This window comes from Brevibacillus sp. JB24b (assembly GCF_051713385.1).
Taxonomy (GTDB): domain Bacteria; phylum Bacillota; class Bacilli; order Brevibacillales; family Brevibacillaceae; genus Brevibacillus_B; species Brevibacillus_B laterosporus.
In genome coordinates this window covers 2,721,163-2,737,807 of the sequence record NZ_JBNVQV010000001.1, presented here as the reverse complement: position 1 = coordinate 2,737,807, position 16,645 = coordinate 2,721,163, and the positions used below count along the sequence as shown (strand labels likewise).

General features: G+C 36.8%; 11 protein-coding genes, 1 pseudogene and 1 other annotated feature. Of the genes and pseudogenes, 10 read left to right on the top strand and 2 right to left on the bottom strand.

The features are described 5' to 3' along the window. Positions 1-84 precede the first annotated feature (84 nt). The 6 genes from ACQV1I_RS13225 (at position 85) to ACQV1I_RS13200 (ending at position 11,005) form a co-directional block, all read left to right on the top strand. The gene (locus ACQV1I_RS13225) at positions 85-1,887 is read left to right on the top strand and encodes an ABC transporter ATP-binding protein (RefSeq protein WP_116335223.1); all 1,803 of its coding nucleotides are present in this window, start codon (positions 85-87) and stop codon (positions 1,885-1,887) included. Further along, a complete protein-coding gene (locus tag ACQV1I_RS13220) occupies positions 1,878-3,656 on the top strand; it encodes an ABC transporter ATP-binding protein (protein WP_116335224.1) in 1,779 nt (592 codons plus the stop codon). Before ACQV1I_RS13225 ends, ACQV1I_RS13220 begins: the two co-directional genes overlap by 10 nt. A 107-nt stretch (positions 3,657-3,763) precedes the next feature. After that, positions 3,764-4,014: a binding site (T-box leader), on the top strand. Positions 4,015-4,404: 390 nt separating this feature from the next. Then, positions 4,405-5,781, top strand: a complete 1,377-nt coding sequence (gene brnQ, locus ACQV1I_RS13215; protein ID WP_094701706.1) for a branched-chain amino acid transport system II carrier protein — start codon at positions 4,405-4,407, stop codon at positions 5,779-5,781. Between the two features lie 118 nt (positions 5,782-5,899). After that, positions 5,900-6,304: a hypothetical protein gene (locus ACQV1I_RS13210; RefSeq protein ID WP_161555134.1), complete on the top strand. Its 405-nt coding sequence runs from the start codon at positions 5,900-5,902 to the stop codon at positions 6,302-6,304. Positions 6,305-6,793: 489 nt separating this feature from the next. After that, positions 6,794-9,265, top strand: a complete 2,472-nt coding sequence (locus tag ACQV1I_RS13205; RefSeq protein ID WP_438769323.1) for a binary toxin-like calcium binding domain-containing protein — start codon at positions 6,794-6,796, stop codon at positions 9,263-9,265. Between the two features lie 237 nt (positions 9,266-9,502). Beyond that, complete coding sequence (locus ACQV1I_RS13200; protein ID WP_116334608.1) at positions 9,503-11,005, top strand: anthrax toxin lethal factor-related metalloendopeptidase; 1,503 nt, start codon at positions 9,503-9,505, stop codon at positions 11,003-11,005. Positions 11,006-11,106: 101 nt separating this feature from the next. Here ACQV1I_RS13200 and ACQV1I_RS13195 read toward each other — a convergent pair whose 3' ends face one another. Both ACQV1I_RS13195 and ACQV1I_RS13190 read right to left on the bottom strand, forming a co-directional pair. Next, positions 11,107-11,514, bottom strand: a complete 408-nt coding sequence (locus ACQV1I_RS13195) for a DUF3221 domain-containing protein (protein ID WP_116334609.1) — start codon at positions 11,512-11,514, stop codon at positions 11,107-11,109. 277 nt (positions 11,515-11,791) lie between these two features. Beyond that, positions 11,792-12,388: a hypothetical protein gene (locus tag ACQV1I_RS13190; RefSeq protein WP_104068004.1), complete on the bottom strand. Its 597-nt coding sequence runs from the start codon at positions 12,386-12,388 to the stop codon at positions 11,792-11,794. Positions 12,389-12,586: 198 nt separating this feature from the next. Between ACQV1I_RS13190 and ACQV1I_RS13185 the strand changes: the two genes are divergently transcribed. The 4 genes and pseudogenes from ACQV1I_RS13185 (at position 12,587) to ACQV1I_RS13170 (ending at position 16,262) form a co-directional block, all read left to right on the top strand. Continuing rightward, positions 12,587-13,261: a DUF1232 domain-containing protein gene (locus ACQV1I_RS13185; protein WP_116334610.1), complete on the top strand. Its 675-nt coding sequence runs from the start codon at positions 12,587-12,589 to the stop codon at positions 13,259-13,261. Positions 13,262-13,648: 387 nt separating this feature from the next. Next, entirely contained in the window at positions 13,649-14,026 is a 378-nt protein-coding gene (locus ACQV1I_RS13180) for a helix-turn-helix transcriptional regulator (RefSeq protein WP_094701502.1), read from the top strand. A gap of 73 nt (positions 14,027-14,099) precedes the next feature. Next, positions 14,100-14,546: pseudogene (locus ACQV1I_RS13175) on the top strand (M24 family metallopeptidase); the annotation flags it as partial. A 180-nt stretch (positions 14,547-14,726) separates the two neighbouring features. Next, positions 14,727-16,262, top strand: coding sequence for an FAD-dependent oxidoreductase (locus ACQV1I_RS13170; protein ID WP_116334611.1), 1,536 nt, complete (start codon positions 14,727-14,729; stop codon positions 16,260-16,262). Positions 16,263-16,645 lie beyond the last annotated feature (383 nt).

Below are 16,645 nucleotides of genomic sequence, written 5' to 3'. Positions count from 1 at the left end.
GTAGTGTAGTTTTCGTGATTTCCCCTATAAAGGATTCGTATTTGTAGGGGGAATCACTATTTATCTTTTCGAGAGGAGCAGCAGATGAATTTTCAAAAACAAGAGCAAACACCCCTAAAAAAACCTGTGTTCCAGTGGGTATTAACGCATGTCAGACCATATCGTTTTTGGGTTTTTCTCTGTATCGTTACTTCTCTGATCGTAGCGACAGTCGAAATTTGGATGGGAATCTTAATTAGAACGATGGTAGAAAATACAAATGACTATCAAAAGCTAGTAAGCTTCGCCACCTTGATTTTCGGATTAACGATTGTCGGTTTTATTTCAAAATATTTCATAAAATATTCAGCTGTAAAATTTAGCGCAAATGCTCTACGAGATTTAAAAAATAATGTTACCTATCACATAGAAAAAATGCCTATTTCTGCGGTTGAAAAATATCATACGGGAGATATTACTTCTCGTTTAACAAACGATGCCACGTTATTGCAGAATTTTTTGCAACAACATTTCTATCAAATTTTTTATATGCCTGTTATTTTTGTTGGTGCCCTTTGTTTGTTAGTTTCTACCAATTGGAAATTAGTTGTGTTAAGTATCTCTATTTTGCCAGTAGCAATTTTAATAATGGGTGTTTTGAGTAAACCGCTCCGAAAATATACAGAAGAACTACAACAGCACCTAGGAAAAGCTAACTCAATAGCCCAAGATACTGTGTCAGGTATACATATGGTAAAAGCTTTTAATTTAGCGGATGTGTTATTTGAGAAATATTCGTCTACTATGGCTAACATTTTGCAAAAAGGAATTTTGGTAGAAAAGAAGCGAGCATGGATGACTGCCCCTGGTATGTTGCTTTTCTCTGCTCCAATCGTCTTTTTTGTAGCATACGGAGGATACTTAATTCAAACTGGGGAATTAGATCTAGGAAATTTAGTCTTGTTCAGTTATTTGCTTAACTATATTATAGAGCCACTTTCTCTCATGCCTGTATTATTTGCACAAGTACAAGAGGTATCGGGCGCATCGAAACGTATGTTCGACATCTTAGAACAGCCGATTGAACAAGAGGATAAGCCTCGATTGGACATGGACCCACATACACAACCAGTTGTTTTTAAAAATGTATCATTCGCCTATGATGGTCATGAAAAAATATTGGATCGGGTTAGCTTTACCTTGTCTGAAAATAAAACAATCGCATTAGTAGGCGCTAGTGGTAGTGGAAAAAGCACAATCTTAAAACTATTATGTGGTTTTTACCCTATAACACATGAAAATGAAGACAGCAGCATTACTGTGTACGGGCACACTCTGCGGGAATGGAACCCTACCGACATGCGAAAGTATATTTCCTTGGTCTCTCAAGAAACATATCTTTTTCCAGTTACGATTGCCGAAAATATAGCATTCGGCAAACAAGATGCTACAAGAGATGAGATCATCGCCGCGGCAAAAGTAGCAAATGCTCATCAGTTCATCATGGAGCTTCCAGAAGGTTACGAAACGATCGTTGGGGAAAGAGGTTCACGATTATCAGGAGGACAAAAACAGCGCATTGCAATTGCTCGGGCTATCTTAAAAGATGCACCTATCCTACTACTAGATGAACCAACCTCCGCATTAGACACCCAATCTGAAGCAATGGTACAAGAAGCACTAGAACAGATGATGAGAAATCGTTCGGTTCTCGTTGTTGCTCATCGCCTCTCAACAATTAAAGATGCTGATGAGGTATTGGTAGTAGATAAAGGACATATTGTCGAGAGTGGGACACATAATGAGCTACTTTCAAAAAATGGAGTGTATGCGAGACTATACAAAAAGCAATTTATTGCTGAAGAGCATGGAAGGATGGCAGAAGAGGAGGTATACTCATGTTCATAAAAAAATGGCTGAACGAACTTGTATATCTGCTATCTTTTATGGGTGCTAGAAAGAAGAAATATATTTTTGGTATGTTAGGCGATGGTTTTATTCAAGCTGGTATCGTGATCGTTTTACCGTTTGTATTTAAGGATTTAACGGATTTTGCAAGCGGCAAGGATACTACTTTGTTAATTCGAGCAGTAATCATGGTGAGTGGGACACTACTTCTAGTAAGTATCTTGTCACCTACATTTAGTTATATATATCGTCGTACAGTCAAAGAAGTAATGGCTGATGTGAGACTTATGTTATTTAAACAAGTAGGGAGATTTCCATCCCGGTACTATGAACAGCATCATTCAGGAGATATTATGTCCAGATTGAGTAATGATTTACTGACAATGGAGCGAACGTATTCAGAGCATGTGAAGACGATTGCGATCGTTCTATTTTCTTTAGTAGGATCTTTGATAGGCATGTTTCTATTAGATTGGAGATTTGCCTCCGTACTGGTCGTTCTAAGTGGAGTAACTCTCTATATTAATACACGATTTGCTAAATCAGTGCGCAAGATAAGTGATAAAACGCAGCAACAACAAGGAGTTTTAACGGAACGATTGAATGATTTTTTAGCAGGACTCCCTATTGTTAAAATGTTCCATTTGCATCGTGTCGTAACGCGACGTTACACCGAAATGAATGACCAGGTAACAGCGTCTACCATTGAACAAGGACACAAAAATGCTTTGTTAGAAGGAACCAACTTTTTCATTAACTTTTTAAGCTTTGGTGGAATGCTGGTATTTGGGATCATTATGGTTGCACAGGATGTAATTGGTGTAGGATCTCTTGTAGCGATCATTCAACAGCAACTATTAGTAACATTAGGATTTCTTCACCTGGGACAGGTTTTATCTATCTTACAAAGCTCTCTTTCAGGTGCTTCTCGTGTAATCGAACTCCTTCAGGAACCAATTGAACCTGAACGTTATTCAGCCTTATCCGAAGATCTACCACATCAAAAGGACAAGGTATTAGAAATGAATCAGGTTGTTTTTGAATATGATCCCGACGCTAAAGTGTTAGATCATTTTTCGTTGTCGATTGAAGAGGGAGAAACGGCTGCTCTTGTAGGAGCAAGTGGAAGTGGAAAAAGCACAGTGATTAAATTATTACTGGGTTATTATCCAGCAAAAAGCGGCGCCATTTGCCTATTTGGCAAAACAATTGGAGAATATACACTTCAAGAAATGAGAAATCTGATATCTTATGTTCCACAGGATGCCTATTTATTTGAGGGAACAATTGAAGAGAATATTCGCTATGGAAAACTAGATGCCACTCATGAGCAAATCGTTGAAGCTACTAGAGCAGCATATGCACATGATTTTATTATGGATATGCCAGATGGCTATGAAACGCGTGTAGGGGAACGTGGTGCCCTGTTATCTGGTGGTCAGCGCCAACGAATAGCCATTGCTCGGGCAATTGTAAAAAATGCGCCCATTCTCTTATTGGATGAGGCGACATCAGCGTTGGATTCGGGATCGGAGTATTGGGTGCAAAGAGCCTTAGCGGAACTGATGAAGGATAGAACAACATTGATCGTCGCACATCGCCTTTCAACAGTAGAGGATGCTGATATGATTTACGTTGTAGATCAAGGAAACGTGGTTGAGCATGGGCGCCATGAAGAACTTCTTAAGCAAAATGGTTTCTACTCTCGCTTATATAAGATGCAAACAAGTCTTTCAGAGGAGCATGAGTATAAAGCATCTACTGTTTAACCATTTTCCTTTCGTTGCAGAAATAACAACATACAGCTTGACACCAGAAAAAAGCTGGCTATAATTAATAAAAAGTAACTAAGTTTGAATGTTTGTTACAATTCATATGAAAAGCATTGAGAAGGATAGTAGATAATCATGTATGTGATAGAGAGCCGCCCCTAGGCTGGAAGGGTGGTGACGGACTGATTATTGAATGTCACCTTTGAGCTTTACTCGCCAAAGAATGAGGAAGAACGAGTAGTGAGTAACGGTTAGTCTCGTTAAAAGACTTGAGTCATAATATTGACTTACAGAGCTTGTTTTTGTGAAAAAGCAAGAAAGCTGAGTGGTACCGTGTAAAATATACACCTCAGAATGAGATGATACATGTCATTTCGTTCTGAGGTTTTTTATTTTTTATAAATGATGCAAAATTTCATATTTTCATTACTTGCAATGAGTAGGAGTAGTAGGAAGAGGCCCTAGATGCACAGAAATCCGTTCCACGGCTGAGAGAACGGTCACTATCTTTTTTCCGAAGTCGCCTATGAGCTGTGTATGTGAAAAGCATGTAAAAAAGTAGATGCTCAAAGTAATATACACCGGATGATCCACGTTATCGGATGAAAGTCTCTGACTTCATAATGTCTAATCCTCGTGAGTGGATTAGAGAAACTGGGTGGTACCGCGAACCTCTCGCCTCAGTCATCATTTTTTTGATGATAAGGTGGGGGGTTTTATTTATTGATAAAAAGGAGAAGAAAAAATGAAAGAGTTATCATGGAAGGAACAGTTGTATATTGGACTTATGTTATTCGCTTTATTTTTTGGAGCAGGTAATCTAGTTTTCCCACCGGGACTTGGTTTTTCGGCAGGAGAGAATTTATGGCAGGCTATGCTTGGCTTTCTAATTACTGCTGTCGGTCTGCCTATCCTAGGGGTAACCGCGATTGCTAAAAGTGGGGGATTAGATGTTTTAACGAATCGAGTTCATCCTATTTTTGCTGTGATATTCACCTTGACAACTTACTTATGCTTGGGACCCTTTTTAGTTATACCTCGTGCAGGTAACGTTGCATTTGAAATGGGAGTTGTACCCTTTTTACCTGATTTTTTGCGCGCCAATTCTTTCACTTTATCTGTATATACGTTCATTTATTTTGCTATTAATTTTTGGCTTTGTCTCAATCCTTCCAAAATGTTTGCTCGGATTGGAAAAATTTTAACACCTATTTTACTTACCATGATTACAATAATTTTTATACAAAGCCAGTTTCACCCGATTGGCGATTTTGGAAAACCAGCTGAGGCATATCTACAGTCCGCTACATTTAAAGGCTTTATGGAAGGTTATATGACAATGGATACACTAGCTGCATTACTATTTGGAGGAGTTATCGTTGCAGCTTTTGAGAGAAAAAATATTTCTAATAAAAAACAAATTGCCCGTCTTACCATGAGAACAGGAGTATTTGCTGGTTTACTATTAGCTCTCATTTATCTCATGCTAGGTTACTTGGGATCGGTTAGCCAAAGCCTATTGCCTTCTTATCAAAATGGAGGAGAGATTTTGACGGCTGTTTCCACTTATTTATTTGGACAATATGGAACGATCTTATTAGGAACAGTATTTACACTCGCTTGTGTTACAACATCTGTTGGCCTGATAACCTCCTGCGGACAGTATTTTGCGAAGCTTATGCCACGTTTTTCTTATACCGTTTGGACAGGAATTGTGTGCTTTACGAGTATGGTTATTGCTAATTTAGGACTAAATCAAATTATTGTTTTTTCTGTACCAATTCTCTTAGTGATCTATCCATTAACAATTGTTTTAATCGTTTTATCATTTGGACATTCCCTTTTTAATGGATATAAATCAGTTTATAAAATGAGCTTGCTGGGTACGGCTATGATTAGTTTAGTAGACGCCCTGCAGCAAAGCCATATAGATGTCTCGTTCATTACAGATGTATATCGGTACCTTCCGTTGTATGAGCAAGGAATAGGATGGGTGTTACCAGCGTTAGTAGGGGCGTGTATCGGTTTTTTATGGGGAAAAGGAAAAGAAAATCGGTTACAGTCTGGACAAAAAGAGAATGTATCCCACTCGTCCCTATCACAAATAGAGGAAGGTCAGTAAATGACTAAAGCTTAGTGGACAAATCGCTTTTTATTAACAAGGCGAATATCAAGTTTATTTTGATAACGTTACGTAAAGGGACCCGTGTTAGAAAACAGTCGATTTCACGAGTAAGAAAGTGGAGTCGGCTGTTTTTTTTATTACTATAGGTTACCAAAGGGTGCGAAGATTATGGTATATACCAGGGAAACAATATCCAAGTATTCCTGATTATGACCATGATTTAGTCATGAAACCAGAAATAACTCTTTCAGATATCAACCATCAGTTAAATAAAAAATATGGCTATTACTATGGTAGTAGCGGTGAATATTTAATAAAAGAGCCTAAAGTAGAACGACTTCTAGCTACCATTAAAACATGGCTTAGAGATGGAACCCGTGGTTTTTTTGATGGTCAAACGTATTTTGGTGAAGGTATTTGCTGGCTTCTTTACTTTAACAAATATTCCTATTTATTCGCCCGCTCTGACGAATTTCATCTCTTATCAGAGACAAAAATAAATATAAAATTTATGGTTTAATAAAGAGGAGAGTCATTCAGTTGTGGTTAAATAGTTACTACTGGTTGTTTTATGAGTTTAAGTTAAGCAAAGGGACAGCATAAGTAGTGGAAAGACAAGGTTTTTTAAAATAGAGTAGTTCTATAAAATAAAAGAGAGCTAAGGTAAGTTATTTAGTAATTTAAATGGGGAATTTTTAAATCAGAAACAAAAAGTAGGGAATAAATTAACTTTAAAAAGGGCAGAACTCCATTTAAAAACTCAAATAATTTTATATTAACCTAGTATTCTCTGTACTCGTTTTAGATATTTTGTGCCGAAAATCACAATTATAATGGTTTGTAAATAGCAGAAAGTTCCTTAATCAAAGGAACTTTCTGCTATTTATTAAACAAAAAAACGAATGATAAAGTAATGTTACAAAAAAAATGAAATTTATTCCAACCATAAAGAAATATGCTTTATGTTGGTAAGATTTCATTACATCTACAATAGAAAAGAGTCGATACGATGAAATTACCTAAAATGTATACGTGTTTACTAGCAACCGCACTCCTCGGTCAATTCACCACCTATCCAGAACTATCACATGCGGCTTCAAGCGAGAAAGAAGTAATCAACGACCAAGACGCTAACTTTAAAGGCTTATTAGGCTACTACTTTACTGATAAGGAGTTAAAAGAAACCGCTCTGATTTCGAATTCAGAGTCTGGTGATCTATCCGTTGATAACGATCAAATCGATGATATGTTACCTGATGAATTAAAACAATTTCAATCTGCTATGTGGACAGGATTTGTAAAAGCAGGAAAATCAGGTGAATACACTTTCTCCACGTCAGATAATGACCACACCATATTATGGATAGATGATCAACAAGTCATCGATCAATCCTCCTCTACGCAAAAAATCTACCTAGAAAAAGGGAAGCTATATAAAGTAAAAATAACCTATAAGCCAGAATCCCCTACAGCTAACGAATTTGGCTTACAGCTAAAATGGATAACTCCTGCAGGAAAGGAAGAAATCATTCCAGAGGGAAATTTACTTCTACCTGATATAAAAAATCAACCCGAGAATGAATCCAGTAGAAAAAAAAGAAGTATTTCAGCAACTTCTGATGACGGAGTTGAAGATACTGATGGTGACGGCATCCCTGATTCATTAGAAATCGAAGGATATACCTTGGATGTCAAGAATAAAAAGCTTATTCTAATGCCGTGGATTGAAAAAGTCCATGGAAAAAAAGTAACGAAATTTGGAGAACCGTTAACAAAATATACATCCTCACCTTCTAAATGGAGCACGGCTTCTGATCCATATAGCGATTTCGCGAAAGTATCAGGAATCATTGATAAGAAGGTAAAAGTGAGACATCCGTTACTTGCTGCGTATCCTAATTTACAGGTCCATATGGACAAATTCATTATTTCGAAGAATAGAAATGAAGCGTTGGAAAATGGTGGGAATACAAATAGTACGATCAGTGGAAGTACGTCCACAAGCAATACTCATTCCACAGAAGCTTCTGTTGGAGCTGAACTTAAGGTTTCCTTACTTGACTTTGGAGGAAGTGTTTCCACTAATTTTAGCGAAAGCAATTCACAGACAGTAACCATCGATCGTTCGAGCTCTGAGGGTTTTGGGAAAAACTGGTCTAAATCCATAGGCCTACATACAGGAGAAGCTGCCTATTTCAATGCGAATATCCGATATGTTAATAATGGTACGGCCCCTATCTATGAAGTAGCACCTACTACTTCTCTCGTACTAGGTAAAAACGATACCATTGCAACGATAAAAGCAAAAGAAAACCAGTTAGCAAATGTAGTGTTACCAGACCGTTTTTATCCAAGTAAAGATCAAGCAGCCATTTCCCTACAAACAAAAGACGATTTTGGGTCTAGTCCCATCACAATCAACAAGGATCAACTTGATATTCTGGAGCAGACAAAACAAATGCGATTGGAAACAGACCAAGTTTCCGGTTATGTAGGTGTAATCGATCCTAAAACAAAATTAGTTGAGGTAGATAAAGATAAGCAGTGGAGTCATATCATCCCTCAAATTGAGGAAACAACTGCTCGATTGATCTTAAAAACACCAGACGATTCAGAAATAGAAAGACGAATAGCTGCCGTTGATCCTGATGACATGATCGAACAAACGAAACCAGATGTTACATTAGGAGAAGCGCTCAAATTAGCTTTTGAATTTGAAGACAAGAACGGAACACTATCTTACAAAAATACGAGTATAGATAATTTTAAATTGGTGTTTGATGAAGAAACAGCTGCAAATATTGAAAAACAATTAAAAGACATGGAAATAGAAAATATCTATGACGTCCAATTACACGCTCGCATGAATATACTAATCTCACCAAAAAAGGATGAACCTACTGTTGATGTTGAGGTATCTGGTTGGGAAACAATAGATGGGGAAGAGTATTACTATAGATTTGGTGAGATACAAACTGGTTGGCAAACGATAGATGGGAAAAAGTATTATTTTAATGAAAATGGTGCGTTAGTACCCAGCCGAATAATTGAGGATGGTACCTATCAAATAAAAACAGCAGTAAAAAATAACAGTCTAGTTGATTGGAATAGAAACGATAATAATAATATCACTGTGTGGGAAAAGCACAATGGCAGTAATCAAAAATGGAAATTAGAATATGATGCCTCTCATCAAGCGTATGTAATTAGAAGTTTAGAAGATAACAATAAAATTATGGCTTGGAATGCTTATCAGAATTCAACCAATGTATTTGCTACACCGTTTGAAGGGAAAGAAGAACATTTTTGGATTCCTGAATCGCTAGGTAATGGTTTCTATAAATTAAAAAACAAGAAAGATCCTACTAAAGTGTTAGATGTAGATGGTTCAGGTACTTCAAACGGGTCCAACATTCAGGTAAGTAATTATAAAGGCACTGATAATCAAAAGTGGGAATTAGAACAAGTTAAAAAAAATTAAGTTGTCAGTCAACGTATGTACAATGAAATGAACATGTAGTTGATAAATTAACCTCTCTCTATACCATAGATGTCAAAAACAGCCCTCTTTTACATAGTAATCACATATTAGATGTACTAAAAAAGAGGGTTGTTTTTCTTCTACTGTCGAGTACACGGACAGACGATGATCTATTTTTCGCTGTCTATTTAGACCCTACTATCTTCTAGGATTTACTACCTGTAAGGAGGAATTTAGATGCAACACAGAAATAAAATGCTGAAAGTCCTGAGTACAACTACGATGCTGTTGGCTTTAACAGCCACTTCTCCAACGTTTTCCTATATTACTCATGCGGCAAATGGAATACATGATGTAGAAGATAAAAAGAAAGAGGATAAACAAAAAAAAGAGAAAGAAGATAAAGAAAAGAAAGAACGAGAGAAAAAGTCCAGAGAAGAAAGAATGAAAGAAATTATGAAAGGAATCGTAACAACTGAGGTTAGAAGTGAAGAAGAACAGCGATTACAGGATACCCAAGCACTAGTAAACAAGCTTTCACCTGAAGTATTGGAGATGTATGAAAAGGTGGGAGGAAAAATTCATCTGACAGATAAAAGTATTGCAGAAAATCCTACTCTCCGGGATCTCAGTGAAAAAGATAAACAAATAAAAGATAGCGAAGGAAATGAAGTTTCCTTCGATTCTCATTTTGTCTTTTCAATAGGTGGTAAAAACCCAGCTCTGATTATCCATACAGAAGAGTATTCGGAAAGCCACAGCAAAAGTAAAGAGGTATATTATGAGATAGGAAGAGCAATCGCGCGTGACACGTTAGGTGAAAGTACCTTTGCAAATGAAGCGTTTTTAGATGCGCTACATCAAGCAAAAGCAGACGAAGATGCAAGCGCCTTACTTCTTTCACATCTACCTCCTCATGAAGGTGAGTTTGATGCCGCATATGTGAAAGAACACATCAATGAGTTTCGAGAGGTGTTTGCACAGGCCTTTGCGTATTATTATGAACCTAGTTATCAACCTGTGTTAAAAGCTTATTCACCGGAAATGTTTAGGTACATGGATGACATGAGCAAAAAAGGATTTGAGGAAATTAATACTCAAGTAAAGGAAAAGCAAATAACTCCATTAGACTTTAAAAGTGATATAGATGCTGCTAAAGAATTTGGAGCTAAAATAAAACTTTCGGATACTGTAGTGACAAAAGAAGACAAAAAATTTATGGATGGTTATGTAGCATATGGTCCAATGTTAAATAGGATTTTAAGAGGGGTTGACAAACATCCCGGAATTTCTGATATTGATATGTTCATTCATGGGATCGACAGTCTCTTTAAAAAAGAAGAAGCAAAGCTTCCTAATGATCTTATTGTATATCGAAGAACTGATGAGAGGGAATTTGCTCTTCCAGCTGGGTCTCTATTCACCAAGGATGGGAATGTTAATCACGATGCAATTAATAAACTGAAGAAATTAGAAGGTAAAATAAAAACGGATAAAGGGTTTATTAGCACATCATTAGCGCTTAATAATGTTCCATTAGGTGGAAATCAGGAATCAATCCTAATACAAATGAAACTCCCAAAAGGGACTCCTGCAATTTACATGGATAATAGCTGGCTCGAGTTATTATTAAAAAGAGATTCTTCTTATAAAATTATAAATGTTAAAGGTATTGTTTTAAATGATAAGATCGTCGTCAATATAGAAACTGAGTTAGTACCAGAAAAACAGAAAAAATAAATTATATCTCAAAGGAAGAGCCCCTTTCAAATTGAAAAGGGGCCTATCTTACGTTTACAACAAATTGGTCCTCAAAAGACAACTGAGCCTTACCAAAAACCCTATTTATCCGCTATTTTTTCAATCTTTGAGGCAAGTGCTATTGGTGGAATTGACCAAGTCCATGCTGTTGCAAATACATTTAACTTTTCACCCACAGCAAAATCGTCATTAGTAGATACAGGAACTCTTATAATTTTATTTTGAGAAGCTAATTTCCACCAATTATCTTTATAGGAAAGTGCTTCTTCTTGTGTAGAAGTATTTGCCACAACCATGTACATATCATCAATAGAAATAACGTAGCCGGTGAAAGGCTGTTGTTCCTCTTTCTCAATAGAAGAGATAGAAGCATGCTGTAATGCGGATTGGTTTGAATCAGCAAAAGCTGGTGCTATTCCTATCGTAAATCCGAATCCTAATGTAAGAGTAGTTACTGCCGCTATTAATTTGTTTTTTGACATTTTCATAATTATGTCTCCTCCTTATATTTTGTCCGTACATAGTAGAATTTCTTTTTCTGCTCCGGAAAACCTCTATATATTCAAATATTTAACATATATGTCAATAATTAAAGAAAATAAACTTGGCTGAATGGTTGACTAGTGAGAAAAAGGCATCGCATTGAAAATTGTTAGGATTCGAGCACATTTTTGAATCTGCTTGTTTTGAAATAGACCGTCTCCTGAACTTATCAGGAAGCCGGCCTATTTACGTTTGAATGATGAAAGAGACAGGCATATCTATTTACATAAACATTTCGATTATATTTAATATGATGATTGTACCGCTAATCAAGGTTCCAAATTTTCCAAGATGAAAGGAGCAAATTTTTATCTTTCTCACTTTTCGCCCCAAAGTCACACTCATCCATAATGTAAAAAAGCTTGAAAGGGATGCCGTGAAAGTGATCGTAATGGCAGATAGATTATGAAAACGAGCACGTATTTTATTTACTAAGGTATAAACCGAAAAAGCAAGTAGTAAGATTGTTGCGTGTATTACTTTAAATTGACCAGCTTGATGACAATAGGTACATTCAACAGGGTTTATTATATGCGAAAGCTGTTTTGAAAAAATGTTTTCAAGAACCATCACATTTTTTCGATCAATCGCTAATAAAATAATTTGACTAACAATCACACTTACTAAGAACCCAGCTATGACAAGTGAAACCCAGTGACTGAAATAAATGCTACCTAGACTAACAAGAAAGTATATAAGAGGAATCCATATAGCTGTTACGTTAGAATTATGAAGTTCTCTTATCCCATATGCTAAAGCAGCACCTACTTGATCAAGACTAGGAGACGAAGCAAGACCAACAATCAACAAAGTATTCATTGCAAGACACTCCTTTATTATGATGAACTTACTTGAGTTAATTACCTTTACTACTTGAGAATTATCTATATCATGAAAAAGCTTTTTCTTATTTGTATGTTACGAAAACGTTTAGAAAATGTGCGTATCGCCAGTGCCCAATGTTTACTTTATCTAAACAGATTAACATTCATAAATTGACATGAGGGAGGATGGGGAATGGGAAACGAGTCAAAAGAGGCACAATTAGGAATATTAATTAAAAAGTTGCTTCATGAACGGTCAATGTCCATGCGTAAACTAAGCAAGCTGTCAAAAATCAATGTCGCAACCATTTCCCGTATTATTAATGGGAAACAAGCAGCTCGTCCAAAGCATTTGGAGCAAATTGGAGTGTGTCTTGATGTATCGATAGATCGTTTATTTTTGGCTGCTGGTTATCCGATGTCAATCTCTAAAGAGCCCCTACCATCCGATATTCATACCTCGATTGATAACATTCAGAAAGTTCTAGAATCATCAGGTTTATTCGACTGGAAATATACAACAGAGCAAGTACAACAGGAATTAGAAAAATACGAAAAGCATGCACAGACTAAAGAGGGGAGCAGAATTATTACAGAAGAATTTCAAGAAAAAGTGAAGAATGTGAATGGAGAAGGACCATTTATTGATCAATTAAAAGAAATGTATGTCCAATTTTGTCATGATGAGATTCAACCACTAGAGAAGTCTGTGATTGGTAGTGCTCTTCTTTACTTTATTTTGTCAGTTGACATCATTCCTGATTATGTCTTTCCAATTGGATATTTGGATGATGCGATTGCGGTTCAATTGACGTTGCAAAAGCTAGGGAAGCTAGAGGGGCAGGTGAAAAGAGGTATGAAGGAATGAAGGGACTAAGGGACTAAGACTTGCCGAGAGGTCAATAAAAGAATTGTTCAAGTTAGAGGTCGGATTTTTCTTGAATGAGAACAAATGTTTGTGTTATGATGATAAGAAGGTTATTGTTCAATATAAATTATATAAATAGAATCGGGTAAGCATACAAAAGAGTATATAAAACAAATTGTACTATGTACTAATTGTACATTTAAAACAAGAAAAAGAGATTGGTTTGTATAAGCTCACTCTTCCCCTTTTAGCCCAATACTTATCAGTTTAAACAAGAATATATAATTCACTTGCTAATAAGGGAGAGGAAAATAAACCCTTGTATATTTTTTCCTTTTATGTACAATTAGTACATAGTACAAAAATGGGAAGAAGGTGAAATCCCCTATGTCAGAACGAGAAAGCACTGGGTTTCTGATCAAACAAAGAGCCTTTCTTAAACTATATTTGATTACTATGGTAGAAAAGAAAAGGGGTTATGCCTTACAAATACTCGATTTTTTACAGCATGACTTTAAAAATCTTGGTTATAGACCCAATCACGCGGAAATTTATCGTTCTCTTGATGATCTTGTTGATGATGGGATTTTGTATCGGGTAAAAAAACCTCAACCAAACCTGAATGCTAAGCATAAGGAAGTCGTTTATTATCATTTTGTTTCGAACGGCGGTTATGAAGCAGCCTTGCGCTATAAGGCAAACGTAAAAACCGATTTAGACAGATGTATTGGGATTTTACGAAAAGCAGTTGCAGATAATTATTAATATAAGCTTGTTAGGGATAACCCGATTTCTGGATAAGAAATTGGGTTTTTTGAGTTTTCAGTAACTGACATGGAATTTACATGGTGGTCTTGCGGATCCTGCTTGGACACATACAGTGGGTACTATTCCAGAAGAGGCGAGACATTTATTACAAGTTACCAAGGAACCATGTATAAGGGCATCGAACAAGAAACGAATTGGAAATCGCTTAGGTGATAATGGCCATGCCACCCAAATATTCGTTGCGACAACAGGATTGTCCGTTGTTAGAGATTTCTGTGGCCACGGCATTGGACCTTCCTTACATGAGGAGCCCCAAGTTGCGCATTTCGGTAGTCCAGGTAAAGGCCTCAGATTAAAAGAGGGGATGGTAACCCATGGTTAATGTAGGTTCATAGCGGGGAAAAATGGAAAAAATGGTTGTACAGCTCGCACCGTCGATGGTAAACTCTCCGCCCAATACGAGCATACTGTGGCGATAACCAAAAATGGCCCCCTGATTCTTACTGAACAAGACTAATTCTTCTCCTATATTTCCAAATAACTATTATTCTATTTTTTCCGTAAAAGAATAATCTAAAGAAATTCAATTCGTGTGAAAAGATTATCTACAGCTTCCCTGAGCAAGGTAGGTATAAGAACCCTTCGTTTTTGGAAACAACTGTTTTCAATAAGAGGTAAAAAAAACGGAGGATAGCTGATGACACATAATCACATTGGAAGTGAAGGACTACCACGCTTTCCCGAGCCTTACTGGAGAGATTCAGTTACACTACCGACATTTCAATCCTTACAAGAAGACCTAGAGGTAGATATCGTTATTATAGGTGGTGGAATAACTGGAATCACGACTGCCTATCTTCTTGTAAAAGAAGGCTTGAAAGTTGCTTTACTAGAAGCAGATACTTTATTAAATGGAACTACGGGGCATACAACAGCTAAAATTACAGCCCAACACGGTTTGATTTACGATGAATTAATCAGTCATATGGGGCGAACAAAAGCAAGACAGTATTACGAAGCCAATTCAGAAGCACTCCAATTTATTAAGCAGACTGTTGAGGAGCATCAAATCAATTGTGATTTTAGTCAGCAGGATGCCTATATTTATGCTACCACTAAAGAGTGCGTCCATAAGCTGGAACAAGAGTTTAGAGCCTATCAACAGCTACATATCCCTGGTGAGCTCATAAGTCACATCCCTTTTGATATAAAGATTCATAAAGCTTTATCGATGAAAAACCAAGCACAATTCCATCCTGTATCCTATTTAACCAAGCTCGTACAATTGATTGTTGAAAGTGGAGGACTTATTTTTGAAAATTCGATGGCCATCGATCTTGAAGAAGGCAATCAGCCAACTGTACTTACACGCGAAGGTCGACGTGTCACAGCAAATTATGTTCTTTCTTGTTCCCATTTTCCTTTTTACGACGGATTGGGGTTTTATTTTACACGATTGTATGCACAAAGATCATATGTGATTGCCGTCAAAACCGAAAAAGAATTTCCTGGTGGTATGTATATCAGTGCAGATCAGCCCACACGATCCCTACGTTCCACAACAATGGACGGTGAAAACATTGTGCTTATCGGAGGAGAGAGTCATAAAACCGGTCAAGGTAAAGACACACTCGAACATTATAAAGCTTTAGAAGCGTTTGGTCATGAAGTATTTGGCATGAATGAAATTCTCTATCGCTGGTCAGCTCAGGATTTGGTTACCTTAGATAAAGTCCCATATATTGGAGAGATTACTTCCAATCATCGCAACGTCCTTGTGGCAACTGGGTACAGAAAATGGGGAATGACAAATGGAACTGCCGCAGCACTACTTCTTCGAGATATCGTGTTAAAAAGAGAAAATCCTTATATTGATTTATATCGGCCTTCACGATTCTTTATTAATCCAAGTTTGAAAGAATTCTTTGTACAAAATCTTGATGTCGCTAAGCATTTAATTAGTGGGAAACTTGAAGTCCCTGATCGGAAAATAGAAGATTTAACGAATGGGGAAGGTAGTGTTGTGCTATATAATGGGGAACGTGCTGGTGCCTATAAGGATGACAACGGTCAATTACACATAGTAGATACAACTTGTACACACTTAGGATGTGAAACAGAGTGGAATCATGGCGATCGGACATGGGATTGCCCTTGCCATGGCTCAAGGTTTTCCTATACGGGCGAAATTATAGAAGGTCCAGCAGAATTACCGCTAAAAAGATTACAATAGGAAGTCTACTAGAAGAGAGTGAGCAAAGAAAAAGACCGTAAAACGTTTCCTGAATACCTATAACTTACATCAATATCATACGTAAGAAATTCAATAGAGTTACTAGAAAATTGGTAGGAATAAATGAATAATTAAGAAGACCTCAGGGGATAGACACCTCGTGAGGTCTTTTTTGCTATGTCTTAATTGCGTCTCGAATCTCTTTTAGAATCTGTTTATATGCTTTTTTTGGAACCTCTCGTTACATCTCTCTGTAATTTACGCGTCTCATAACTAATAAATAATGTATTTAAATCGAAGCGAGGGATCTTTTATTTTTAATCAACTATTCTGTAAAAGGTAGGCTTGATAAGCAATGTGATTATTGTAAAAAAGCTGTATGA